The 22,375-nt window shown below is 69.9% G+C and carries 19 protein-coding genes and 1 pseudogene; 13 read left to right on the forward strand and 7 right to left on the reverse strand.

Annotated features, from left to right (window positions below):
- The first annotated feature begins 183 nt into the window (after positions 1-183).
- The gene (locus tag ACWDA7_RS00945) at positions 184-1,419 is read left to right on the forward strand and encodes a cytochrome P450 (RefSeq protein ID WP_450602156.1); all 1,236 of its coding nucleotides are present in this window, start codon (positions 184-186) and stop codon (positions 1,417-1,419) included.
- A gap of 203 nt (positions 1,420-1,622) precedes the next feature.
- The gene (locus ACWDA7_RS00950; RefSeq protein ID WP_450602079.1) at positions 1,623-3,284 is read left to right on the forward strand and encodes a hypothetical protein; all 1,662 of its coding nucleotides are present in this window, start codon (positions 1,623-1,625) and stop codon (positions 3,282-3,284) included.
- On the opposite strand, the gene ACWDA7_RS00955 is transcribed toward ACWDA7_RS00950, so the two are convergent.
- On the reverse strand, positions 3,241-5,289 hold the full coding sequence (locus ACWDA7_RS00955) for a bifunctional glycosyltransferase 87/phosphatase PAP2 family protein (protein ID WP_450602080.1): 2,049 nt from the start codon (positions 5,287-5,289) through the stop codon (positions 3,241-3,243). The two genes, ACWDA7_RS00950 and ACWDA7_RS00955, sit on opposite strands and share 44 nt — an antisense overlap.
- Before the next feature lie 400 nt (positions 5,290-5,689).
- Between ACWDA7_RS00955 and proP the strand changes: the two genes are divergently transcribed.
- A complete protein-coding gene (gene proP, locus ACWDA7_RS00960) occupies positions 5,690-7,066 on the forward strand; it encodes a glycine betaine/L-proline transporter ProP (protein WP_450602081.1) in 1,377 nt (458 codons plus the stop codon).
- A 157-nt stretch (positions 7,067-7,223) separates the two neighbouring features.
- On the forward strand, positions 7,224-7,898 hold the full coding sequence (locus ACWDA7_RS00965) for an O-methyltransferase (protein ID WP_450602082.1): 675 nt from the start codon (positions 7,224-7,226) through the stop codon (positions 7,896-7,898).
- 13 nt (positions 7,899-7,911) lie between these two features.
- Here the strand turns inward: ACWDA7_RS00965 and ACWDA7_RS00970 are convergent, their stop codons facing one another.
- Complete coding sequence (locus ACWDA7_RS00970; RefSeq protein WP_450602083.1) at positions 7,912-8,307, reverse strand: hypothetical protein; 396 nt, start codon at positions 8,305-8,307, stop codon at positions 7,912-7,914.
- A 135-nt stretch (positions 8,308-8,442) separates the two neighbouring features.
- Here ACWDA7_RS00970 and ACWDA7_RS00975 point away from each other — a divergent pair, with 135 nt between their 5' ends.
- Positions 8,443-8,862, forward strand: a complete 420-nt coding sequence (locus ACWDA7_RS00975) for a DnaJ family domain-containing protein (RefSeq protein WP_450602084.1) — start codon at positions 8,443-8,445, stop codon at positions 8,860-8,862.
- Positions 8,863-8,932: 70 nt separating this feature from the next.
- Here ACWDA7_RS00975 and ACWDA7_RS00980 read toward each other — a convergent pair whose 3' ends face one another.
- Together ACWDA7_RS00980 and ACWDA7_RS00985 are read right to left on the reverse strand one after the other, a co-directional pair.
- Positions 8,933-9,760: a hypothetical protein gene (locus ACWDA7_RS00980; RefSeq protein WP_450602085.1), complete on the reverse strand. Its 828-nt coding sequence runs from the start codon at positions 9,758-9,760 to the stop codon at positions 8,933-8,935.
- A 5-nt stretch (positions 9,761-9,765) separates the two neighbouring features.
- Positions 9,766-10,425 (reverse strand): hypothetical protein, encoded by a 660-nt coding sequence (locus ACWDA7_RS00985; protein WP_450602086.1) that lies wholly within the window; start codon positions 10,423-10,425, stop codon positions 9,766-9,768.
- 199 nt (positions 10,426-10,624) lie between these two features.
- Between ACWDA7_RS00985 and ACWDA7_RS00990 the strand changes: the two genes are divergently transcribed.
- Entirely contained in the window at positions 10,625-11,125 is a 501-nt protein-coding gene (locus ACWDA7_RS00990; RefSeq protein WP_450602087.1) for a GNAT family N-acetyltransferase, read from the forward strand.
- Here the strand turns inward: ACWDA7_RS00990 and ACWDA7_RS00995 are convergent.
- Positions 11,122-13,176, reverse strand: a complete 2,055-nt coding sequence (locus ACWDA7_RS00995; protein WP_450602157.1) for a DHA2 family efflux MFS transporter permease subunit — start codon at positions 13,174-13,176, stop codon at positions 11,122-11,124. The genes ACWDA7_RS00990 and ACWDA7_RS00995 overlap by 4 nt on opposite strands.
- Before the next feature lie 276 nt (positions 13,177-13,452).
- Here ACWDA7_RS00995 and ACWDA7_RS01000 point away from each other — a divergent pair, with 276 nt between their 5' ends.
- On the forward strand, positions 13,453-14,703 hold the full coding sequence (locus tag ACWDA7_RS01000; RefSeq protein WP_450602088.1) for a peptidoglycan-binding protein: 1,251 nt from the start codon (positions 13,453-13,455) through the stop codon (positions 14,701-14,703).
- A 24-nt stretch (positions 14,704-14,727) separates the two neighbouring features.
- On the opposite strand, the gene ACWDA7_RS01005 is transcribed toward ACWDA7_RS01000, so the two are convergent.
- Positions 14,728-15,393 carry an HAD family hydrolase gene (locus ACWDA7_RS01005; protein WP_450602089.1) on the reverse strand — a complete coding sequence of 222 codons (666 nt, stop codon included), beginning with the start codon at positions 15,391-15,393 and terminating at the stop codon, positions 14,728-14,730.
- A gap of 249 nt (positions 15,394-15,642) precedes the next feature.
- A complete protein-coding gene (locus ACWDA7_RS01010; protein WP_450602090.1) occupies positions 15,643-16,224 on the reverse strand; it encodes a TMEM165/GDT1 family protein in 582 nt (193 codons plus the stop codon).
- A 396-nt stretch (positions 16,225-16,620) separates the two neighbouring features.
- Between ACWDA7_RS01010 and ACWDA7_RS01015 the strand changes: the two genes are divergently transcribed.
- The 6 genes and pseudogenes from ACWDA7_RS01015 to ACWDA7_RS01040 all read left to right on the forward strand — a co-directional run bounded on the left by ACWDA7_RS01015 (position 16,621) and on the right by ACWDA7_RS01040 (position 21,947).
- Complete coding sequence (locus ACWDA7_RS01015) at positions 16,621-17,265, forward strand: HNH endonuclease family protein (RefSeq protein WP_450602091.1); 645 nt, start codon at positions 16,621-16,623, stop codon at positions 17,263-17,265.
- A gap of 67 nt (positions 17,266-17,332) precedes the next feature.
- Positions 17,333-18,000 (forward strand): annotated as a pseudogene (locus ACWDA7_RS01020) (DUF7800 domain-containing protein); the annotation flags it as partial.
- 29 nt (positions 18,001-18,029) lie between these two features.
- Complete coding sequence (locus ACWDA7_RS01025) at positions 18,030-19,592, forward strand: recombinase family protein (RefSeq protein WP_450602092.1); 1,563 nt, start codon at positions 18,030-18,032, stop codon at positions 19,590-19,592.
- Positions 19,593-20,044: 452 nt separating this feature from the next.
- A complete protein-coding gene (locus ACWDA7_RS01030) occupies positions 20,045-20,230 on the forward strand; it encodes a hypothetical protein (protein ID WP_450602093.1) in 186 nt (61 codons plus the stop codon).
- Between the two features lie 26 nt (positions 20,231-20,256).
- A complete protein-coding gene (locus ACWDA7_RS01035; protein ID WP_450602095.1) occupies positions 20,257-20,508 on the forward strand; it encodes a hypothetical protein in 252 nt (83 codons plus the stop codon).
- 2 nt (positions 20,509-20,510) lie between these two features.
- Positions 20,511-21,947: a DNA primase family protein gene (locus ACWDA7_RS01040; protein ID WP_450602096.1), complete on the forward strand. Its 1,437-nt coding sequence runs from the start codon at positions 20,511-20,513 to the stop codon at positions 21,945-21,947.
- The last annotated feature ends 428 nt before the right edge of the window (positions 21,948-22,375 follow it).

Consider the following 22,375-nt stretch of genomic DNA (forward strand, 5'->3'; position numbering starts at 1 on the left):
TTCTAGTTCTGCGTGCAGTCTGCTGACACCGGACCCGAGGCCGCAAGGGTCTTGCAGCCTCAGAAGTCGTGATCTGCACGAATCCCGCACGCAATTGGGGTGGCCGCACCCCTTGCGACTTATAGAACCCGTTACTACCTTCACGGCAATTCCTGATGGACCGTCAGAATGCTGGGGGTCGCCATGCCCTGTCCCGCGCTGCCCGACGGGTTCGACTTCACCGACCCCGATCTGCTGCACCACCGAGTGCCCCTGCCGGAGTTCGCCGAGCTGCGCCGGGCCGAACCCGTGCGCTGGATACCCCAGGCGGGCAATGCCGCCGGCTTCCAGGACGAGGGGTACTGGGCCGTGACCCGGCACGCGGACGTCAAGTACGTCTCCACGCACCCGGAGATCTTCTCCTCGTCCCTCAACACCGCGATCATCCGGTTCAACGAGGACATCGAGCGCGCCGCGATCGACGCCCAGCGGCTGATCATGCTGAACATGGACCCGCCCGAGCACACCCGGGTCCGCCAGATCGTCCAGCGCGGCTTCACCCCGCGGGCCATCCGCGCGCTGGAGGACAGACTGCGCGCCCGTGCGCAGGCCATCGTCCAGGGCGCTGTCGCACAACGGGGCCCGTTCGACTTCGTCACCCAGGTCGCCTGCGAGCTCCCCCTCCAGGCCATAGCCGAGCTGATCGGCGTCCCCCAGGACGACCGGTCCAAGATCTTCGACTGGTCGAACAAGATGATCGCCTACGACGACCCGGAGTACGCGATCACCAAGGAGGTCGGTGCCGAGGCGGCCACGGAGATCATCGCCTACGCCATGAACATGGCCGCCGACCGCAAACAGTGCCCGGCCAAGGACATCGTCACCACGCTGGTGGCCGCCGAGGGCGAGGGCAATCTGACGTACGACGAGTTCGGGTTCTTCGTGCTGATGCTGTCGGTCGCCGGCAACGAGACGACCCGCAACGCCATCACACACGGCATGCACGCCTTCCTCACCCATCCACAGCAGTGGGACCTGTACAAGCGGGAGCGCCCGTCCACCGCCGCCGAGGAGATCGTCCGCTGGGCGACCCCAGTGGTCTCCTTCCAGCGCACCGCCACCCAGGACACCGAACTGGGCGTCAAGCAGATCAGGAAGGGCGACCGGGTCGGCCTCTTCTACTCCTCCGCCAACCACGACCCCGAGGTCTTCGACGACCCGGACACCTTCGACATCGGCCGCGACCCCAACCCGCACCTCGGCTTCGGCGGCGGAGGCCCGCACTACTGCCTGGGCAAGTCCCTCGCGGTGCTGGAGATCGACCTCATCTTCAACGCGATCGCCGACGCCATGCCGGGCCTCAGGCCGGCCGGCGATCCGCGCCGTCTGCGCTCGGCCTGGATCAACGGTGTGAAGGAGCTCCAGGTCACGGTGGACTGACGGACCCGGGCCGTCGGCTTCCCGGCGCCGCCGGCCCGTCCCGGGGGAGGCAGGGGCACTCCCCTACGCCCCGCCCCTGCCTCCCCCGCGGCGCATACGACCCATGTGACCCACCTTCAGGTGAACGTCCGTCTTCCCTCCGGCGTCTTCCAGGGGGCACAGTCGTCCCACCCGCCGAAGACGTCGAACGGAAATGCGCACCCGTGGCCCCTGCCGAGCTCACCGTCGTCCGGCCGGAGGACCCGGCCACCCTGCGGAAACACCCCTTCCTGGCATTCCGGGACCGCCACCGGATACCGCTCCTCGCCGCGCTCCCCGTCCTGCCGCTGTACGCGGTGTGGTGGCTGTTGCTGGCCACCGGCGGCGGTGACCTCGCGGCCCAGGAGGCATGGGCCGGGTTCGCCGCCCGGCACGGTGCGTCGGCGTACAACCTCTTCTGGTATGGCGGGATGCACACCGCCAACTACAGCGTGATCTCGCCCTACTTGATGGCCGCGCTCGGCGTGCGCACCGTCACCGTCGTCTCCGGCCTCACCGCCACATGGCTGGCCGCGGCGCTGATCGTGCGCGCCGGGGTCCGCAGGCCGGCCGGACCCGCGCTGCTCGCGTCGCTGGCGCTGTGGTGCGACGTGGCGTCGGGCCGTACGACGTTCGCGCTGGGCGTCGCGTTCGGGCTGGCGGGCTGTGTGCTGCTGGTGGGGGTCCCCCGGCACGAGCGCGGCCGAGACCGGGGCAGGTGGTGGCGGCCGGTGCTCGCGGCGGCGTGCGCGACCCTGGCGACCATGGCGAGCCCGGTGGCCGGACTGTTCCTGGCCGTGGTGGGGGCCGGATTCCTGCTCGTACGGGACTGGCGTCGGGCCCTCGTCCTGCTGCTGCCGCCCCTCGCGGTGGTCGCCACCACCACCCTGCTGTTCCCGTTCGAGGGCGAGCAGTTGATGCCCGCGGGCCGCATCTGGCAGCCGGCCCTGCTGGGCCTGGCCGTCGCGGTGCTGGCTCCGCGCCGCTGGCGGGTCGCGCGGTGGAGCGGGGTCGTCTATGCGGCCGGAACCGTCCTCGTGTATCTGATCCCGTCGCCGATCGGGACGAACGTCGAGCGGTTCGCGGAGCTGTTCGCACCGGCCGTGCTGCTCGCGGCGCTGCTCACCGCGCCCCGGCTGCACCTGCTGCGGCGCAATCTCCTGATCGTCGCGCTGGTCCTCTCCGTCGCCTGGGTGGGCCGCAAGACCGCCGACGACCTGCGTGTCTCGACCACGGTGCCGGCCTGGGCCGCGGACACCGGCGGTGTACTGCGGACCCTCGAGGCACTCGGCGCCGACCGCACCCGGGTGGAGGTCGTGCCCGCCCGCAACCACCGGGAGGCGACCGCGCTCGCCCCGCACATGAACCTGGCCCGTGGCTGGAACCGGCAGCTCGACATCGAGCGAGGCCGCCTCTTCTACGACGGCACGTTCTCGGCGGCGGCCTACCGCGGCTGGCTGGACCACTGGGCGGTCGGTCTCGTCGTCCTGCCGCTGGGCAAGCCGGACGGGTATGCCGAACAAGAGGCGCGGCTGGTCCGCGACCACCGCCCGGCCTGGCTGGAGCCGGTGTGGCAGGACGCTCACTGGAGGGTGTACCGGGTGCGGGGCGCGGTGCCCCTGGTGCAGGCGCCGGCCGCCGTGCTGCGGACGACGAGCGCCACGATGGACGTGCGGGTGCCGCGGCCCGGTTCGGTGACCGTGCGGATCGCCTACTCGCCCTGGCTGCGGGCCGAGGGCGGCTGTCTCACCCGCGCGGGAGAGTTCACCCGGCTGACGGTCACCGCGCCGGGCACGTACCGGATCAGCTCGGAGTACGGGCCTTCACCGGGGCCGGTGCGGTGCTGACCTCGGCGGCCGCCACCGCCACCCGGGCCCGGGGCCCCTGGAGCAGATAGACGAGCCCGAAGCCCGCACCGACCACGGCCGCACCGCCGACGGCGTCCAGCACCCAGTGATTGCCGGTCGCCACGATCGCCGAGACCGTGAAGAGAGGGTGCAGCAGGCCGAGCGCCTTCATCCACCACCTGGGCGCGAGGATCGCGATGGTGAGGCCGCACCACACGGACCAGCCGAAGTGCAGCGAGGGCATCGCCGCGTACTGGTTCGTCACGGCGGTCAGCGTCCCGTAGTCGGGCTTGGAGAAGTCCTGGACCCCGTGGACGGTGTCGATGATCCCGAGGTGCGGCATCAGACGCGGCGGGGCGAGCGGATAGAGCCAGAAGCCGACCAGGGCGATCAGGGTGGTGAAGCCGAGGACCGAACGCGCCCAACGGTAGTCGACCGGGCGGCGCAGGCAGAGCACGGCGAGGACGGTCATCGGGACCACGAAGTGGAAGGACTCGTAGTAGAAGTCGAAGAAGCCGCGCAGCCAGCCCACCTTCACGACGGCATGGTTGGCCCAGTGCTCGACGTCGATGTGCAGGAACCGTTCGGCCGCGAGGACCTGGTCGCCGTGGTGCTCGGCGGTGGGCCGGCCAGCCGTGCTGCTGTCACCGGTCGCCGCAAGCCTGACCTGGGCGTAGGCGGCGTAGGTGACCCTGATCAGCAGCAGTTCGAGCAGCAGGTTGGGGCGGCTGAGGACCCTGCGGAAGTACGGCAGGAGGGGCACGTGCTTCCAGCGGGCGGGGGCGGGCCGGGCGTACTCGGTGGGCACGGGCGCCCGGTAATGAGGGGAGGTCCGGAACAGGAACGGCACACAGGTGGCGGCGGCGAGGGCGGCCAGCAGGACCAGGTTGTCGCGGAGCGGCTCGATGCCCCCGATGTTCGGCAACATCATCGTCGCCGGCAGTGTCATCACCAGGACGACGGCAACCGGCCACATATACCGGTCGGAGGCTCTGCGGCCGACCCGTCCGACCACCGCGAGCAGCACCCACAGCAGCTGGTGCTGCCAGCTCGTGGGCGAGACGACGACGGCGACGCACCCGGTGACGGCGACGGCGAGCAGCAGCTGACCGTCGTGTGCGTACCGGATCGCGCGGCGCAGCCCGAGGACCGCGACCGCGGCGCCCAGCAGGAAGAACAGCCCGATCTCCAGCGGTCCTGCCAGGCCCAGTCTGAGCAGGGCGCCGTGCAGGGACTGGTTGGCGTGGTCGTCGGCCTTGCCGCCGAGGCCGGTGCCGGCCAGATGGTGCACCCAGTAGGTGTACGAGTCGTGCGGCATCGCCGCCCAGGCGAGCACGGTGCACACCGCGAACGTACCGGCGGCGGACACGGCGGCACGGCGGCGTCCGGTGAACCACAGCAGCGGGGCGAAGAGCAGCACGGTCGGCTGGAGCGCGGCGCCCAGGCCGATCAGCAGACCGCCGGCCCGCTCCCCCCGTACGGCGAAGCAGCCGAGCAGCACCAGCAGGACCGGGATGATGCTGGTCTGGCCGAGGTAGAGGGTGTTGCGCACCGGCAGCGACAGCATCAGCAGGCTGATCGCGACGGGCGCGGCGAGCAGTGAGCTGCGCCGGGTCACCGGCTGCGGCAGGGCGCGGGCGGCGACCAGGCCGAGCGCGACGACCAGCAGCAGCGTGCCGAAGGTCCAGCTCCAGCCGAGGGCCTGTTGCGCCGCCCGGGTCAGGGGTTTGAGCACCAGACCGGCGAACGGCGTGCCGGTGAACCGGGTCGAGTCGTACAGCGACCCGCTGACGTGCAGGACCCCGTTGGGCCCCACCCAGGTCTCCAGGTCCGTCAGCCGGTCGCCCCGGGGTGTGCTCAGGGCGACGGTGACCTGGCGCAGAGCCAGGACGGCGGCGATCGTCCAGAGGCCGATCCGGGCCACCTTCAGCCGTGCCTGCGCCTGCTCCGCCGCCCCCGCCCCGAAGGCACCGCCCATCTGACCGCTGTGCTCCGCGTTCGCCACGCCCCGTCGGCCCTCCCGCCCCGTTCGTTCCGTGTATCCCGCGCGTTTACGCCTGTCCGCACCCTATGAGGTTTGGCACCCCCGATGTGAGACGCAGGCAACCCCCACTTCACCTGAGATCCGCCCGGCTTTGGTCCGGACGACGGTGCATGAGCAGTCCGGTTCCAGCCAGGGGGCGCGAGAAGGATCACAAACAGGACGGCGGACGGCGCCCCGCGACGCGCGCGTCGCACCTGCTTAGGCCGCATTTAGGCACGCTGGGCGGTACACCGGTCACCGGACGTAACGGTGGCAGGTACACCTATGGTCGCTTTTCGGCCCGCCCCGCGGCAGTCCACCGGTCCGCCCGCCGGCGGCGAGCCCTGTCCCTGTCCCCGTCGAAAGGCAGGCGAGCGGAACCTTGGCGACCGTCGCTCCACTCTCCGTCCCCCTCGCACCGAAGGCCCCGGCCCACCCCAAGGCCACCGTCACCGACCCGGCTCTGGTCAGGCGCGCCGTGAAGGCGGCCGCACTGGGCAACGCGATGGAGTGGTTCGACTTCGGCGTCTACAGCTACATCGCGGTGACGCTGGGCAAGGTGTTCTTCCCGTCCGGCAACCCCACCGCGCAGCTGCTGTCCACGTTCGGCGCGTTCGCCGCGGCCTTCCTGGTCCGCCCGCTCGGCGGCACGGTGTTCGGGCCGCTCGGCGACCGCATCGGACGGCAGAAGGTGCTCGCCCTGACCATGATCATGATGGCGGCCGGCACGTTCGCGATCGGCCTGATCCCGTCGTACGCGACGATCGGCGTCGGCGCCCCGGTCCTGCTGCTCGCGGCACGCCTGGTCCAGGGCTTCTCGACCGGTGGCGAGTACGCGGGCGCGTCCACGTTCATCGCCGAGTACGCGCCGGACAAGAGGCGCGGCTTCTTCGGCAGCTGGCTGGAGTTCGGCACGCTCGCCGGGTACATCGGGGGCGCCGGCCTGGTCACCGTGATGACCGCACTGCTGTCCTCCGAGGACCTGGTGGCCTGGGGCTGGCGGATCCCCTTCCTGATCGCGGGCCCGATGGGCGTCATCGGCCTCTATCTGCGGATGCGCCTGGAGGAGACCCCGGCCTTCGCGGCGGAGGTCGAGAAGGCCGAGGCCGACCGGCCCAAGGTGCCCCTGCGGGAGATGGTCACCGGGCAGTGGAAGGCGCTGCTGCTGTGCATGGGCCTGGTGCTCGTCTTCAACGTCACCGACTACATGCTGCTGTCGTACATGCCGAGCTATCTCACCAGTGAGCTCAAGTACGACGAGACCCACGGACTGCTGGTCGTGCTCGGCGTGATGGCGCTGATGATGGTCGTGCAGCCCTTCGCCGGCGCGCTCACCGACCGGATCGGCCGCCGCCCGCTGATCGCGGCGGGCTGCGCGGGCTTCCTGCTGCTGTCGGTTCCGGCACTGCTGCTGATCCGCCAGGGCAGCCTGCTCGCGGTCGCGCTCGGGATGGGCGCGCTGGGCATGCTGCTGGTCTGCTTCACGGCGGCGATGCCTGCCGCGCTGCCGGCCCTCTTCCCGACCCGGGTGCGCTACGGCTCGCTCTCGATCGGCTTCAACGTCTCGGTGTCGCTGTTCGGCGGCACGACCCCGCTGGTGGTCACAGCGCTGATCGGGGCGACCGGGAACATGATGATGCCCGCCTACTACATGATGGCGGCGGCCGTGATCGGAGGTGCCGCCGTGTGGTTCATGGCGGAGTCCGCCGGACGGCCGCTGCCCGGTTCGGCGCCCTCGGTCGAGCGCGGGGAGCGCTGACCGGGGCCCGTACGGGGGCGTCCACCGACGTCGTCCCGGTGCCGCACGTGGGGCGGCCCGATCAGGGGACATCCACTGACAGGAGAGCTCGCCTCGGGCTATATTCCTTAGGGAGACTAGTTAGCCCACCTAACTAGGCATATGAGAGGCATGGTGCATGAGCACAGCGCAGGAGCTCTGGGACGACGTCGACGCCTACTTCACCGACCTTCTCTCCCCCGCAGACGAGGCACTCACCGCGGCCCTGCGCGACAGTGAGGTGGCCGGGCTGCCGCCCATCAACGTCGCGCCGAACCAGGGCAAGCTGCTCCAGCTCCTCGCCGTGATCCAGGGTGCGCGCCGCATCCTCGAGATCGGCACGCTCGGCGGCTACAGCGCGATCTGGATGGGCCGCGCACTGCCCGAGGACGGCCGCCTGATCACCCTGGAGTACGACGCGAAGCACGCCGAGGTCGCCCGCGGCAACCTCGCACGGGCGGGCCTGGGCGGGATCACCGAGGTGCGCGTCGGCCCGGCGCTGGAGTCGCTGCCGAAGCTGGCCGAGGAGCGCCCGGAGCCTTTCGACCTGGTCTTCATCGACGCGGACAAGGTCAACAACGCGCGCTACGTCGAATGGGCCCTCAAACTGACCCGTCCCGGGAGCCTGATCATCCTCGACAACGTGGTGCGCGCCGGCCGGGTCACCGACGCGGACAGCGAGGACCCAAGCGTGCGGGGCACCCGCGCCGCGCTGGAACTGATGGGCTCGCATCCGAAGTTGAGCGGTACGGCGGTGCAGACGGTGGGCACGAAGGGACACGACGGGTTCGCGCTGGCGCGCGTCGTCGGCTGAGGCCGCGGGCCCCTCAGACCTCGTGGTAGAAGCCCACGTTGACACTGCGCGGGGCGGTGCGGTCCCGGATGACCACTTCCCCCGAGCCGCCGTGCGGCAGTCGGGCCGTGCCGCCGTACGGCAGCGGCTGCACCGGGTGCCCGGCCAGCGTGAGCAGCACCTCGGAGGAGGGATCGGCGTGCGAGCCGCGCAGCCAGGTGACCTGCCAGCCGCCGTCCGGGCCGCACAGGAACTCCAGGTGGACACGGGAGATGAACAGCCAGTCGTCGGGGGTGGCCAGCCTGCACACGGTCTTGTCCCGGCCCACCCGCAGCACGGAGCCCGGATCGCTGGGCGCGTCGGCCATCTGCATGCCGGCCGTCGCCCCGGCGTCCTCCCGGGAGACCGAGGCCATGGTGAGTTCGAGCACGTGCGCTCCTCCTGAGTGCGGCGGTTCCGGCGCTGCGGCGGTTCAAGTGTTCCGCCGCTGAGCCTGGTTGGCGTTCGCTGCGGAATGATAATTCGCCCGATCGCCCCGTCGGGTGACCTCCGGCACAATGAACCCATGACCGAGCGCAAGCCACCCGGCGTCAGCTTCGAGTCCTTCGCCGACAAGCAGATCCGCGACGCTCAGGCTCGCGGGGAGTTCACGGACCTGCCGGGGGCGGGCCGGCCCGCGCCCGCCGTGACCGAGACGGTGTACGACGAACTGTGGTGGATCAAGCGCAAGATGGCCCGCGAGGGGATCGCGGTCCTGCCCCCGACGCTGGCCCTGCGCAAGGAGGCGGAGGACACGCTGGCGGCGGCCGCGGTGGCACCCTCCGAGCGGCTGGTGCGACGGCTGGTCGAGGACCTGAACGTGAAGATCCGCGACATGATGTTCAAGCCGCCGCCGGGACCGCCCCTGGGTCTCAAGCCGTACGACGTGGAGGAGATCGTCCGGGACTGGCGCGCGCGCCGGGCCGAGCGCCCCGGAGCGGACTGAGCGCGACAGCGTGCGGGGGTCGCGCCCCGGGACATGGTCCGGGGTGCGGCCCCGCGTCGTGGACTGGATGTCAGATGCCGAGCAGCCGCTCCGCCGTCGCCCGGTAGTCGCGCAGGGCGAGCCTCAGCTGTTCCGTGTCGGGGGTGGCGTGGGTGCCGTCGCCGGTGTCCTGCCAGGAGGCCTTCAGGGTCCGCCGCCGGGAGACCAGGGCGTCAGCGAGCTCTGCGGCGACCTCCTCGACCACCCGGTCGGCCTCTTCGACTGCCTCCCGGGGGCTGTCCACGAACTCGCCGACGGCGTGCTGCAGGCGCAGACCGTACTTGTCGCAGGTCTCCGGCGGCAGCAGCCGGCCCTCACCCGGCCACGCCTTCGCGGTCCGGCGCTCCTCGCGCCGTGCTGATCGCCCTTCGACCGCCTCCGGACGGACACCCGCGCCGGACCGCACATCCGCGGCCCCTTCCCGGCGATCACCCGGGCCGGGCGGCACCTCTGCCGCCCGCTCCTGGCGACCGCCCAAGCCGGACCGCGCATCCGCAGCCATCTCCGGGCGACCGCTCGCGACGGACCGCGCCTCTGACCGCTCACCGCCCACATTCTCGCCGGGACGCACCTCGTCCCTCGCGCCGCGGCCCACTTCGCCGGGCCGTACGGACGTCTCCTCTCGGCCCTCACCCAGGCCGGACCGCACATCGGCAGCCCCCTCCGGGCGACCGCTCGCGGCCGACCGCGCCTCGGACCGCTCACCGCCCACGCTCTCGCCGGGACGCACCTCGTCCCTCGCGCCGCGGCCCACTTCGCCGGGCCGTACGGACGTCTCCTCCCGCCGGCCGCGTTCGTCCGGCCGTGCCGCGGCCGGTTCCCGGCCGTCGGCGCTCCTGCCCGGTGTCCTGTCCGCCATGGCCGTCAACTTCCCTTCGCGTGCTGCCGGTGGAACGTCCACGCGTGGCGGGACTTCCCCGTGTCACGGGCCGGGGTCCGCGCGGGCGTCTCCTCCGAGGGAGCGGCCTGCTCCTGGCGCGGGGGCGCCGTGAGCTCCTCGAAGAGGCCGCGCGCGTCCAGCATGGCCGCGCGCAGTTCCTCGGTGTCGCCGTCGGCCTGGGCGAGTGCGGCCCGGTGCAGCCGGCGGTAGCCATGGACATGGTGAGCGTGGTGCACGGACAGCGCGTCGAGCTGCTCCTCGTAGCGGCCGCCGTCCGGGAAGCCCCGTGCGCCCGCCAGCTCGGCAAGCAGCCGGTCCGCCTCGGCCACCGCGTCCCTCGGGGAGTCGACGAATCGCTCCTGCGCCGCCGTCCAGCGCGCCGTGTACCGCTCGCGCTCGGACGGCTCCAGCGGCTGCTCGTGCAGCGAGCCGTACCGCTTCAGCCGCTCGTCGAGTTCCCGCTCGGCGGCCTTGGTGTCGCCGTCGTGACGGGCCACGGTGCGCTCGTACTCGGGCCCGAAGCGGCTTTTCAGACCTCCCCCGGCGAACGTGCTCCGGGCACGAGGGGACAAGGCGGCCGCGCCCGCGAGGACGGCCGCCACGATCACGATCACGATCAGAACGATGATCACGCCTGTGGACATGGATGCCTTCCGGTCTCTCGGCCCTGCGGGCCGTCTTCCGCCCGGGTTGCCCGGACCGCCGCAGCCAAACGACCGGCGCACAGCCGGAGCCCGCCGCCCCTCGGCCCGTGTGCGCCGGGGAGCGGACCGGAGTGGACCGTCGTCACCGGGTGGCGGCCCCGCAAATTCGCTTGCGCCCGCTGCCCGGCCGTTCACGACAATGTCCGGCATGACCTGGACCGTCGCCCCCGAGCCCCATGACTCGCCCGTCGCCGCCGCGTTGTGGCGGGCGTACTACACGGAGGTCAGCGATCGCTGGTACCAGCTCCACGAGGGGCGTGCCACCGACCCGGACGAGCTGGAGCGGGAGATCGCCGCCGACACCGGCGGGTATCTGGCCCCGCCGGGCGGGCTGCTGCTGGTGGCGCGGTACGAGGGCGAGGCGGCCGGCACCGCCGGCGTCCAGCTGCTGGACTCCGGCACCGCGGAACTGAAGCGGGTCTTCGTGCGCAAGGAGCTGCGCGGCCGGGGCGGCGCCCCGCTCCTCGTGACCGCCGCCGAGAAGGCGGCCCGCACGCTCGGCGCACGGAGGATCATCCTGGACACCCGCCACGACCTGGTCGAGGCCCGCGCTCTGTACGCCCGCCTCGGGTACGAGGAGACCGAGCCGCACAACGACCAGGCGTACGCGGAGCACTGGCTCGCGAAGCGGCTGGCCTAGGCCCGTCCGGACGGGCCGGTCCGGGACCGCTCGCCGGGACGCTCCGCGTCGCTGCCGCACATCTCCGTGTTCAGCTCCCGGACCAGCTTGACCAGATCGGTCGGGCGGTCCGGGCCCCACCAGTCGCCGAGCAGTTCGGCCAGGGACTCCTCACGCGCCTTGGCCAGGCGCACGGCGACCTCACGGCCCTCCTGGGTCAGATACAGGTCCAGTCCCTCGCGCCGGGCCAGACCTCGCTCCTCCAGCTGCCGCGAGGCGGCGAGGATGACCTTCAGCGGGACCGTGCTGCGCTCGGCCAGCACCCCCGGCTCGGCCCAGCCGTACTTCTTGATGCGCAGCAGCAGCCAGCTCGCTCCGGGCAGCAGGTCGTACCCGGCCCGCGAGGTGATCTTGTCGTAGACCTGGCGCCGCCCGTCACGGGAGCCCAGGAGGGACAGCGCCCGGCACACCTCGTCGTAGGACGAACGCTGCACGGGGTTGCTCGCCAGCGTCTCCGTCCCGTCCGGCGCCGTCACCGAACCGCGCAGCTTGTCCTCGCGCAGGAACCACGCCAGGACGAAGCCGAGGAGGGCGACCGGGGCGGCGTAGAGGAAGACGTCGGTGATCGACACGGCGAACGCGTGCAGGACGGAGGGCCGTACGGAGGCCGGGAGAGTGGCGATACCGCGCGGGTCGGCCTTCAGGGCGTCCGGCCCTACGCCCGGTGGGAGCGAGCGCCCGGCGAGCGCCACGGTGAGGTTGTGGCCGAGCCGGCTCGCGAACACCGTGCCGAAGATGGCCACGCCGAAGGAGGCTCCGATGGAGCGGAAGAAGGTGGCACCGGAGGTGGCGACGCCGAGGTCCTCGTAACCGACGGCGTTCTGCACGATCAGCACCAGGACCTGCATCACCAGACCGAGGCCCAGGCCGAAGACGAAGAAGTAGCCGCTCATCTCCGCGGTGCCGCTGTGCTCGTCGAGCTGGTGGAGCAGAAGAAGGCCGACCGTGGTCACGGCGGTGCCCGCGATCGGGAAGACCTTCCAGCGCCCGGTGCGGCTGACGATCTGGCCGGAGCCGGTGGACGACAGCAGCATGCCGACCACCATCGGCAGCATGTGCACACCGGAGCTGGTCGGCGTGATGCCGTGGACGATCTGCAGGAACGTCGGCAGGTACGTCATCGCACCGAACATCGCGAAGCCCACGATGAAGCTGATGATCGCGGAGAGCGTGAAGGTGCGGACGCCGAAGAGCCTCAGCGGGAGCACGGGTTCCTTCGCCCGGCGTTCGACGAGCACGAAGGCCACGAGCAGGACGGCCCCGAGGACCGCCAGGCCGACGATCTGCGGCGAGGCCCAGGGCCAGGTCGTGCCGCCGAGCGAGGCGACCAGGACCAGGCAGGTGGCCACGGAGGCGATGAGAAGGGTGCCGAGGTAGTCGATCACGTGCCGCTCGGCCTTCCGCGGGATGCGCAGGACCGTCGCGATCACCGCGAGGGCCACGATGCCGACCGGCAGATTGACGTAGAACACCCAGCGCCAGCTGAGGTGCTGGGTGAACAGCCCGCCGAGGAGCGGCCCCAGCACGCTGGTCGCGCCGAAGACGGCGCCGAAGAGTCCCTGGTAGCGGCCCCGTTCCCGGGGCGGGACTATGTCGCCGACGATCGCCATCGACAGCACGATGAGTCCGCCGCCGCCGAGCCCCTGGACCGCGCGGAAGGCGATGAGCTCGAACATGTTCTGGGACATACCGCACAGCGCCGACCCGATCAGGAAGATCACGATCGCGGCCTGGAACAGCTTCTTGCGCCCGTACTGGTCGCCGAGCTTGCCCCACAGCGGGGTCGCCGCGGTCGAGGCGAGCAGATAGGCGGTGACCACCCAGGACAGATGGTCGAGGCCGCCGAGGTCGCTGACGATGGTCGGCAGCGCCGTCGAGACGATGGTCTGGTCGAGCGCGGCGAGCAGCATGCCCAGCAGCAGTGCGCCGATGGAGACGAGGACGCCGCCCTGGACGCTCCTGTCCACGGACGCGCGCCGCCCGGCGAGCAGTCCGCCGCCGACATCGCCCATGCCGTCGCCTGCCGCTGCTGCCTCTCCCGCCCTGCCCTGCGTGTCGTCGGTCATGAAGGCCTCCGGGGACGGTCGTACGACCTCCGTGGACCCTGGGGCTCGGGGACCCCGCTCGGTCCCGGGGATTCCCGTCCGTCGTCCACTCTCATCGTGGTCGGTGTGACCAGTTATGGCCTGTTGAGTCCCGATGGGAAGCGGAGATTCCGGGGGGCTCTGGGAGATTCCGTGAGGGAGATCTGCATAATTTCTGGAATTCGTCGGGGAGGGGACCCACGCGTGAGCGGAACGAACGGACAGACCTGCCCGGAGTGCGCGGCACCGCGACAGCCGGACGGCACGCCGTCGTGCGGGTGCACCCGGCGGGCGTCCGAAGCGCTCCGGGACGCCCGGACGGCGGAGGCGGCCGCGGCAGAGGACTTCGATCCGCTGCGGATCCGTCCCTATGTGGGTCTCGCGGTCCCCGCGGCCGAGGTTCCGGGGGACCCGGGCCGGACAGCGGAGGAGCCGGCGGCCGGGTCGGCCGCACCCGACGAGACCATGCGGCTCGCGGCCGTACGGGAGGACACCGGGCGTCCGGCTCCCGGACCGGAGGGTTCCAGGGGGCAGAGCACTCCCGATGGGGTGCAGGGGCCGGCCACCGAGCCGGCGGGGACAGAGGGGCTCGGCACGGGGCCGGACACCGCCCGGCGGACCGCTGCGGACACGGACGGGACCGCACGGGGGGCGGCCGCGGACGAGACGGTCGTCCTGCCGGCCGCGGGCGAGACCGTCTGGCCGGCAGCCGTGAACGAGACGGTCCGGCTCGCTGCCGTGCCGGCTCGGAGTGCCGTGCCGGAGGGTCTCGCGGGGCCGGAGGAGACCATGCGGCTCGGCGCAGTGCCCGGCGGAACAGGCGAGAACGGTGCTCACCCGGCCCCTGCCTTCGCGGACGAGGAGCCGGCGGCCCATAGGCGGCGCACCGTGCTGCTGGCCGCCGGCGGGGCGGTCGTGGTGATCGCGGCGGCCGCGGCGCTCGTCGGCGGGCTGCTGTCGTACGAGTCGCCGCAGCGGGACGGGGCACTGCCCGAGGGCATCCGGGCGAGCGTGCCGGAGGCCTCGTCGCCGAGCGAGGTGTCGGCCCCGCCATCCACGGTCTCGGCGGTGGCACCTTCGGTGAGTGCGCCGCCGTCGCCGACCAGCAGCCCCTCGCCCTCGGTGACGTACAGCGCGTCACCGACCCCCTCCGTCTCCGCCGCCCCGAGCCGCTCGGCCACGACCGCGGGGGCCACCGCATCGCCGTCAGCGACCTCCGGGAGCGGTGCCGGCCCCGTCCTGCGGCCGGGCGACGAGGGCCCCGAGGTCACCGAACTCCAACTCCGGCTGCGTCAGCTGAACCTGCACAGCGGCAAGGCGGACGGCGAGTACGACAGCCAGGTGGAATACGCGGTGCGTACCTACCAGTTCGCGCGCGGCGTCACTGGGGACGAGTACGGGGTGTACGGGCCCGCCACCAGGCTGAAGCTGGAGTCGGAGACGACCGAGCCCTGACGCGCCCGGCGGGACGCCGCCCGGTCAGCCGATGTGCACCCGGATCGTCCCGTCCTCCGCCGCCTCGGCGCGCACCCGGGTCAGGTCCGGGACCAGGACGTCGGGGCTGTGCACACCGGCCCGGGGGCCGACGCCGACCACCCGCATCCCGGCGGCGCGTCCCGCGGTGATACCGGCGCCGGAGTCCTCGAAGACGACGCAGTCCTCAGGGGCGACACCCAGTTCGGCCGCGCCCTTCAGAAAACCCTCGGGGTCCGGCTTGCTCGCGCCCACGCACTCGGCGGTGATCCGCAGGTCGGGCAGCTTCAGGCCCGCCGCACCCATACGGGCGGTGGACAGTGCCACGTCCGCCGAGGTCACGAGGGCGTGCGGGAGCCCGGCCAGGGAGGCGAGGAACGCGGAGGCGCCGGGAACCTCGACCACGCCGTCCACGTCGGCAGTCTCCTCGGCGAGCATGCGGTCGTTGTCGGCGAAGTTCTGCTCCATGGGGCGGTCCGGCAGCAGGACGGCCATGGAGGCGTACCCCTGGCGTCCGTGCACGACCTTCATCACCTCGTCCGCGTCCAGCCCGTGCCGGTCCGCCCAGCGCCGCCAGCAGCGCTCCACGACGGCGTCGGAGTTGACGAGGGTGCCGTCCATGTCCAGCAGGAGGGCGCGGGCGGTGAGAACGGTCGTGGCCGGCATCGGCATGGCTCCAGTACGCGAGGAAGGGGCCGGCGGGCGGCCCCAGGGACAAGGCGGCCCCGCCCGCCGGTCAGGGGAAGCGGACGGGAGCCACTTTGTTCCTTCACGATACAAAACAGGCTCGCCTCGTGCCACCGCCGCTGACCTGCATCGGAGTCACTCCCTCCGGAACGGTCATCTCGAGGACACCGCTGCGACACCGCGCGGACGCCGTGGCGACAGGCGAACGGCCACCTGTAGCCCGCGGCACTCGCGTCACGCCGCGACGGCCTCGTACAGGCTCCATACCCCGAGGGCCAGCATCAGCAGCGCCGCCACCTTGGTGATCAGCTTCAGCGGCACCCTCTTCATCAGCGCCCTGCCGCCGACGATACCGAGGCCCGCGACGGCCCACAGGGCGAGGACGGCGCCGAGACCCACTGAGAGGGGGTCGTCATAGCGGGCGGCGAGGTTGGCCGTCATGATCTGGGTGAGGTCGCCGAACTCGGCGACCAGGATGAGCATGAAGCCCGCCGTCGACACCTTCCAGAAGCTCTGGTTCTCCGGCCGGCGGATCTCCTCGTCGTCGTCACCCTTCTTCAGCAGCAGCACGGCCGCGCCCCCGAGGAAGAGCACTCCGGTGATCCCGTGCACGATCTGCTGCGGCAGCAGGGTCAGCAGGCTGCCCGCCGCGACGGCGAGCACGACATGCAGCAGGAAGGCGGCGGCGACACCGGCGAAGACGTACGAGGCGCGGTAGCGGGTGCCGAGGACGAGTCCGGCGAGGGCCGTCTTGTCCGGCAGCTCGGCCAGGAAGACGACGCCGAAGACGAGCGCCAGGACGGTGATGCTGATCAAAATTCCTCAATCGGTCGGGGCTGCCCCACCGAGAGCGCTGTGACTGCTGCAACACCTCGGCATGACAGCGCACGGGTCACCCGTGCCGAGGACACGGATGTGCACTGCATGCCGAAGGTCTCGCTGGCCGATCCTCGACAAGGATCCGCCTCCGGGCGCCGGCTCAGACGAGCTGAGCAGTATGTCGACGGTCCGGCGAAGAGCTACTCCCCTTCTGCGCACCCCATGCTACGCGACCGCCGGGCGGCCCTTCAGGGGCCGTAAGTCATGTCACACCCCTTGCTGTGTCATGTACGCGTCACTAGCGTCTAACCGGACGCATACCTGCAGGCAACGCGCCCCCGCGAGCATGTCCTGGCTCGCACCTCAACACCCCCACCCCACAAGGGAGTTCGCATGCCCAAGGTCTACGCGCGTCGACGCGTCAGCATACTCGCGGCTCTTACCGGACTCATAGCCTCCGTCGGACTCTTCAACGGTCCGACCGCCTCGGCCGCACTCCCCACTCCGGTCAGTGGCGCCACCGCCCGCAGCTACCTCGCCTCGCTCACCGTGGCGACGGAGAACCGCACCGGCTACAACCGCGACCTGTTCCCGACCTGGATCACCATCAGCGGCACCTGCAACACCCGCGAGTACATCCTCAAGCGCGACGGTTCGAACGTCGTCACCGACTCCTCCTGCGCCGCCACCAGCGGCAGCTGGTACTCCCCGTACGACGGCGCGACCTGGACCGCCGCCTCCGACCTCGACATCGACCACCTGGTCCCGCTCGCCGAGGCCTGGGACTCCGGCGCCGGCAAGTGGACGACGTCCCAGCGCCAGGCGTTCGCCAACGACATCACCCGTCCGCAGCTGCTCGCCGTCACCGACAACGTCAACCAGGCCAAGGGCGACCAGGACCCGGCCACCTGGATGCCGTCCCGCACGGCCTACCGCTGCACGTACGTCCGGGCCTGGGTGCAGGTGAAGCACTACTACAACCTCTCAGTCGACTCGGCCGAGAAGAGCGCGCTGCAGAGCTACCTCGCCAACTGCTGATCCCCGGCCCCTCCCCGCTCACCTCCGTCGTTCCGTACCGTACGGGGCGACGGAGGAGGGGATCACCGTGGCGAGACTGTGCCTGGGGCCGCTGCTGAGATACGTGGACGACTCGTCCGCGACCGTGTGGGTCGAGGCGAGCCGCCCCTGCACCGCCGAGGTGCGCTGCCCCTCGGGCGCCCGCGGCACGGCCAGGACCTTCCACATCGCCGGGCACCACTACGCGATCGTGCCCGTGACCGGACTCGTGCCGGGCACCACGGAGCCGTACGAGGTGCTGCTGGACGGCACTCCCGTATGGCCACCGCCCGAGTCGTCGCTCCCGCCCTCCTCCATACGCACCCCGGATCCCGGGGTGCTCCGCGTCACCTTCGGCTCCTGCCGCTGGGCCGCGCCTCCCTTCGGCCGCAAGGACCCGGTGGGCCCCGACGCGCTGGACACACTCGCGGCGCGCCTTGCCGCCGCCCCGGACGCCGAACGCCCCGACGTCCTGCTGCTGTTGGGCGACCAGGTGTACGCGGACGAGACCTCGCCGGCGATGCGCGAGCGGATCACCGCCCGCCGCGGGTTCGCCGGTCCTTCCCCGCGCTCCCGGTTCCGCCCGGACCGGGCGGACCCCCTCGGCAGCCAGGTGGCGGACTACGAGGAGTACAGCTGGCTGTACCACGAGTCGTGGCGGGACCCGGAGATCCGCTGGCTGCTGTCGACCGTGCCAGCTGCATGATCTTCGACGATCCAAGAATGCGCAAGTTACAGTTCTGCCCATGATGAGAGCACTGAGCGCGATTCGCCTGTCTGTCCTGACCGATGAGACCACCTCGCCCGAGCGTCAGCGAGCAGCAAATCAGCAGGCAGCAGAGGCAGTTGGCGCTGCCATCGTCGCTGAGGCTGTCGACCTGGGCGTGTCCGCCAGCAAGACGAGCCCGTTCGACCGGCCGGAACTGGGCCCCTGGCTGCGTGACCGTGCGTCACAGTTCGACGCCATTGTGTGGTGGCGATTCGACCGAGCCCTACGGCGCATGGACGACATGGCTGAGCTGTCCAAGTGGGCTGCCGACCATCGCAAGGTGTTGATCTTCGCTGAGGGGCCGGGCGGCAGGCTTGTCCTGGACTTCCGTGAGGGTGTCGACCTGGTTACGCGCCTGCTGCTTCAAGTCTTCAGCTTCGCTGCGGAGTTCGAAGCACAATCGATCAAGGATCGCGTCAGCGGGGCGCAGGCTGCCATGCGGACCATGCCTCTGCGCTGGCGAGGCTCCAAGCCTGCCTATGGCTACATGCCCGCTGAGCTGCCCGCAGGTGGCTGGACGCTCGTGCAGGACACTGACGCAGTCGCTGTGATCGGGCGCATGGTGGACGCGCTGCACGATGGAGTCTCGCCTACGGCCATAGCGCTGGCGCTGACAGCGGACGGGATCCCAACTCCCGCTGACTACTGGCGCGTTCGCCAGGGTCGCGAGTCGGCCGGCGCTGTGTGGTCGGCAACGACCGTGGCCAACATCCTGCGTAACCCTGCCCTTGTGGGACACAAGACGACCGACAAGCGCATGGTGTTGGACGCAGAGGGCAACCCGGTTCCGCTGACTGCTGAGCCGATCATGGATCGTGCTGAGTTCGACACCATCGGCGCAATGATCACAGCGCGTTCGCGCGGCCCGAAGGTGCGCAAGGACACTCGCGCGCTGCTGCTCGACGTCGCGCTGTGCGATTCCTGCGGGGGCAAGCTGTACCTGAACGTCCAGTCGTCGCGTAGTGGCCAGCGCCCCACGTACAAATGCGGCTCGAAAGCCAATGGCCGGGCGTGCGCTACTCCGGTATCCCTGCGCGCTGACTGGCTGGAGTCGTACACGGAGCGCGAGTTCATCAGCGCTGTGGGGCCGTTGACCGTGACGCGTCGGATCGAGATTCCGGGGTTCAGCCCAGCGGCCGAGATTGCAGAGCTGTCCGCAGAACTAGATGAGACACGCGCTGAGCGCCCCGCAAGCCAGGCAGGTAAGGAATCCCGCAGGAAGCGCATGGAAGCGCTTGACGCCCGGCTGGCTGCCCTAGAAGCGATGCCAGCGGTAGCGGCGCAAGTGCGCTACGAGCCGACCGGCCTCACGTTCGCTGACGAGTACGAGCACAGCGAGCAGGCTGGGCGGCGCCTACTGCTGATCGAGGCTGGCGCAGAGGTGCGTGTGAAGCCTGGGCGCGCTGGTGGCTGGCGCTCGCTGGACGAGTCGCGCGTCAGTTTCGACCTGCGGAACGAGTTCTACGCGAATGCGTGGGCTGACCTGGTGGCAGCAGAGCAAGAGGAGATGATCAGCGAATGGGAGGCTGAGCGCCGCTGAGCGCCCCTCTGCGCCCCGTTCGCTGAGTCCTGGTGGATCTGGTGGACGGGGCGCTTTGCTGCGCGCTGGCAGGTCGGTGACCCGCACCAATACGGGTGTCAACAGGTTCGCGTCTGTCTACCTGGCGTTCGAACCGCTAGTACCTATTCGAGGCAAGCGCGCTGACCGGTACGCCAGTACGCGTAACACAGACCACAAAGTTATCATCCCGTTATCTTTGCAAGCCTCTGACCAGCGGAAATGTCGGAGAGGCATTCGAACCGCTAGTACAACTTCGAGGCAGCGCACGGCGCCGGTAATCCAATCGACAGATGTATACCGAGGCAGCGCATAGCGCCTCACACAGAACTTCCCTTCCTGGCAGAAGGAAATAGGCAGGGCCCTGGTCACCGCGACCGGGGCCTTCGCTTTGCCCTGCTGACAGAGGGATCCGAAACAGGGAGGCGAAACCCATGGACGAACTGACACGGCGCGTACGCGAAATCGGCGCACGTCGAAAGAGGCTCAAGGAGGAGCTGGCAGCCACTGACAGCGAGCTGCAAACCATCCTCCCGCAGGCTCGCCCCGGAATGACGCATGCGCAGATACGCGTCGCAACTGGCCTGGACGTCGGAACCATTCGGCTCTGGACCCGCTGACCCAACTGCCAGGAAGGGACAACCACATGAACGGAATTGACCACTACAAGCGCGCCGAGGAACTCGCCGAGCAGGTAGCCAGCGGACGAGTCAGCGACTACGACAAGGCCGCATACGCCACTCTCGCGCAGACACACGCAACCCTCGCGCTGGCTGCCGCTACTGCTGATGCAACGTCCTTCAAACGGGCCCTGGCCAAGGCCAACGGCGTCGAGATTCCTGACAGAAAGTCAGCGCCCAAGAAGCCTGCCAACCTGCTCGACGATGAGGACATGTGAACATGACTGAGAACTGGGAAACCCTCCCTGACAAGCTGCACTACAACCGAGACAACCCAGTGCAGCACGTGAATTACGCCAAGTTCGTTGCCCGCCATGCTGGACACCATCTGCGATACATGGAAAACGTCGGATGGTACCGCTGGAATGACGCTGTCTGGGAAGCAACGGGAGGGGCCGGCGCAGCCTTTCAGGCCATCACGGACGCTGCCCACGTGTTGCACAGGTACGCCACTGACAATCCGGCCGCAATCACCTGGGTAAACAGCGCCGTAAAGCTGATGCTCAACAGTCCGCACCGTAAGGCCATCGTCGCTGAGCTAGAGAACCTGCGCAGCCTGCGAGTCACATCGGATGAGTTCGACAGTGCGCGCCACCTGCTGACGTTCACCAATGGCACCGTGGACCTGTGGACTGGCGAACTGCGCAAGCACAACCCTGCCGACATGCTGGCCCAGAGCGCCAAGGTCGAATACCGGCCAGATGCAACCGCCCCTCGCTGGCTGCGGTTTGTGGAAGAAGTCTTCCCCGAGGACAGCGAGCTACAGAGCTACTTCCAGACGTTCCTTGGGTACTGCGTGACTGGCGAAGTGCGGGAACACGCGCTAGGCGTCTGGTACGGCGCACACGGGCGCAATGGCAAGGGCACCACGGTACGCACCATGCAGTCTGTGTTTGGCCCGGACATCATCCGCGAAGTTGAGTTCAGCATCTTCGAGAACGTGCGTGGACAGGCGCCCCACACTGAGCAAATCGCCGGAATGCGAGGCGCCCGCATGGTCGTCGCCCAGGAAGGCAACCAGGGCACCCCGATGAATACGGCGCTGCTGAAGAACATGAGTGGTGGCGACCGAGTGAGTACCCGCCACCTTCACGGTAAGACGTTCTCGTTTGAGCCCACGTTCACCATCGTTCTGACGACCAACCACCTGCCGGAGTTCGCCTCTGGTGGCGCAGCGCTGTGGGCCCGTACCAAGGCCATTCTGTTCGGCCAGTCATTCGCTGACAGGCGGGACCCGGACCTAGAGCCGACCATTCAAGGGCCGGAACGGGAAGGCGTCGCAGCGTGGATTGTGGAAGGCGCCAAGCGGTACTACGCCGAGGGTTTGCGCGATCCGCTCGCTGTCATCGCTGCAACGGAGTTCCACAAGGATTCCGTGGACCCGCTCAAGGATCTGGTGGGAGAGCTGTTCGACTACGCCGAGGGCAGCGAAGTGCGCCGCTCCACCTTCAACGCTGATCTCAAGGTCTGGCGAGACACGAACGGTGACAAGTCCAACAAGTACAGCCCTGCCAGCGTGAAGCGGCATCTCATCGACAGCGGGAAGGTCGAGGAAGTGCGCACCAAGGCAAGTGGCTGGATCTACCGAGGAATTCGCATGATGAGCGACCCCCAGGGCACTGGCCCCGGCGTCTTCAACCGCTCAGAAAACGCGTAAACGCACAGCGGGATGGGTCGCGCCAATGGGGGTGTCAGAAAAGTTGGCACCTGTAGTAACCCCCTCTAATTCATAAGGGGGAATGTACAGGTGTCAAGAAATCTGACACCCACCCCGCTCGTGCGCCATCCTCGCTGCTCGCGCAAACGATCACCCCTCGCCGGCGCAGGCATACCCGCTGTTCAACGCGCTGCGCCCCGCATCCGCGACCCTTTGCAAAACGAGAGTACTGATGAGCACTGAACCTGAGCCGACTTCGCGCGACATCTATGACGAACTGGTCCTACTCCGCGAGGCAGTCACAGACCTACTCGCCGCCAATCGCGCCGTTCTCAGCACACAGACAACCATCATCAAGGCGCTGCCTATTCGTCGGACGCGCCCCACTCGATAGGGCTACGCCCAGCACCTACCAAAACTGGTATGTG

Source organism: Streptomyces sp. NPDC001156, assembly GCF_053598275.1.

What these genes read in the sequence shown, in the direction of transcription:
- ACWDA7_RS01005 (WP_450602089.1), bottom strand. Translation starts at nt 15,393, where the DNA reads ATGCCGATGCCGGCCACGACCGTTCTCACCGCCCGCGCCCTCCTGCTG.
- ACWDA7_RS01040 (WP_450602096.1), top strand. Translation starts at nt 20,511, where the DNA reads ATGACTGAGAACTGGGAAACCCTCCCTGACAAGCTGCACTACAACCGA.
- ACWDA7_RS00995 (WP_450602157.1), bottom strand. Translation starts at nt 13,176, where the DNA reads ATGGGCGATGTCGGCGGCGGACTGCTCGCCGGGCGGCGCGCGTCCGTG.
- ACWDA7_RS00985 (WP_450602086.1), bottom strand. Translation starts at nt 10,425, where the DNA reads ATGTCCACAGGCGTGATCATCGTTCTGATCGTGATCGTGATCGTGGCG.
- ACWDA7_RS00945 (WP_450602156.1), top strand. Translation starts at nt 184, where the DNA reads ATGCCCTGTCCCGCGCTGCCCGACGGGTTCGACTTCACCGACCCCGAT.
- ACWDA7_RS01015 (WP_450602091.1), top strand. Translation starts at nt 16,621, where the DNA reads ATGCCCAAGGTCTACGCGCGTCGACGCGTCAGCATACTCGCGGCTCTT.
- ACWDA7_RS00975 (WP_450602084.1), top strand. Translation starts at nt 8,443, where the DNA reads ATGACCGAGCGCAAGCCACCCGGCGTCAGCTTCGAGTCCTTCGCCGAC.
- ACWDA7_RS00980 (WP_450602085.1), bottom strand. Translation starts at nt 9,760, where the DNA reads ATGGCGGACAGGACACCGGGCAGGAGCGCCGACGGCCGGGAACCGGCC.
- ACWDA7_RS00990 (WP_450602087.1), top strand. Translation starts at nt 10,625, where the DNA reads ATGTCCGGCATGACCTGGACCGTCGCCCCCGAGCCCCATGACTCGCCC.
- ACWDA7_RS01025 (WP_450602092.1), top strand. Translation starts at nt 18,030, where the DNA reads ATGATGAGAGCACTGAGCGCGATTCGCCTGTCTGTCCTGACCGATGAG.
- ACWDA7_RS00965 (WP_450602082.1), top strand. Translation starts at nt 7,224, where the DNA reads ATGAGCACAGCGCAGGAGCTCTGGGACGACGTCGACGCCTACTTCACC.
- ACWDA7_RS01030 (WP_450602093.1), top strand. Translation starts at nt 20,045, where the DNA reads ATGGACGAACTGACACGGCGCGTACGCGAAATCGGCGCACGTCGAAAG.
- ACWDA7_RS01035 (WP_450602095.1), top strand. Translation starts at nt 20,257, where the DNA reads ATGAACGGAATTGACCACTACAAGCGCGCCGAGGAACTCGCCGAGCAG.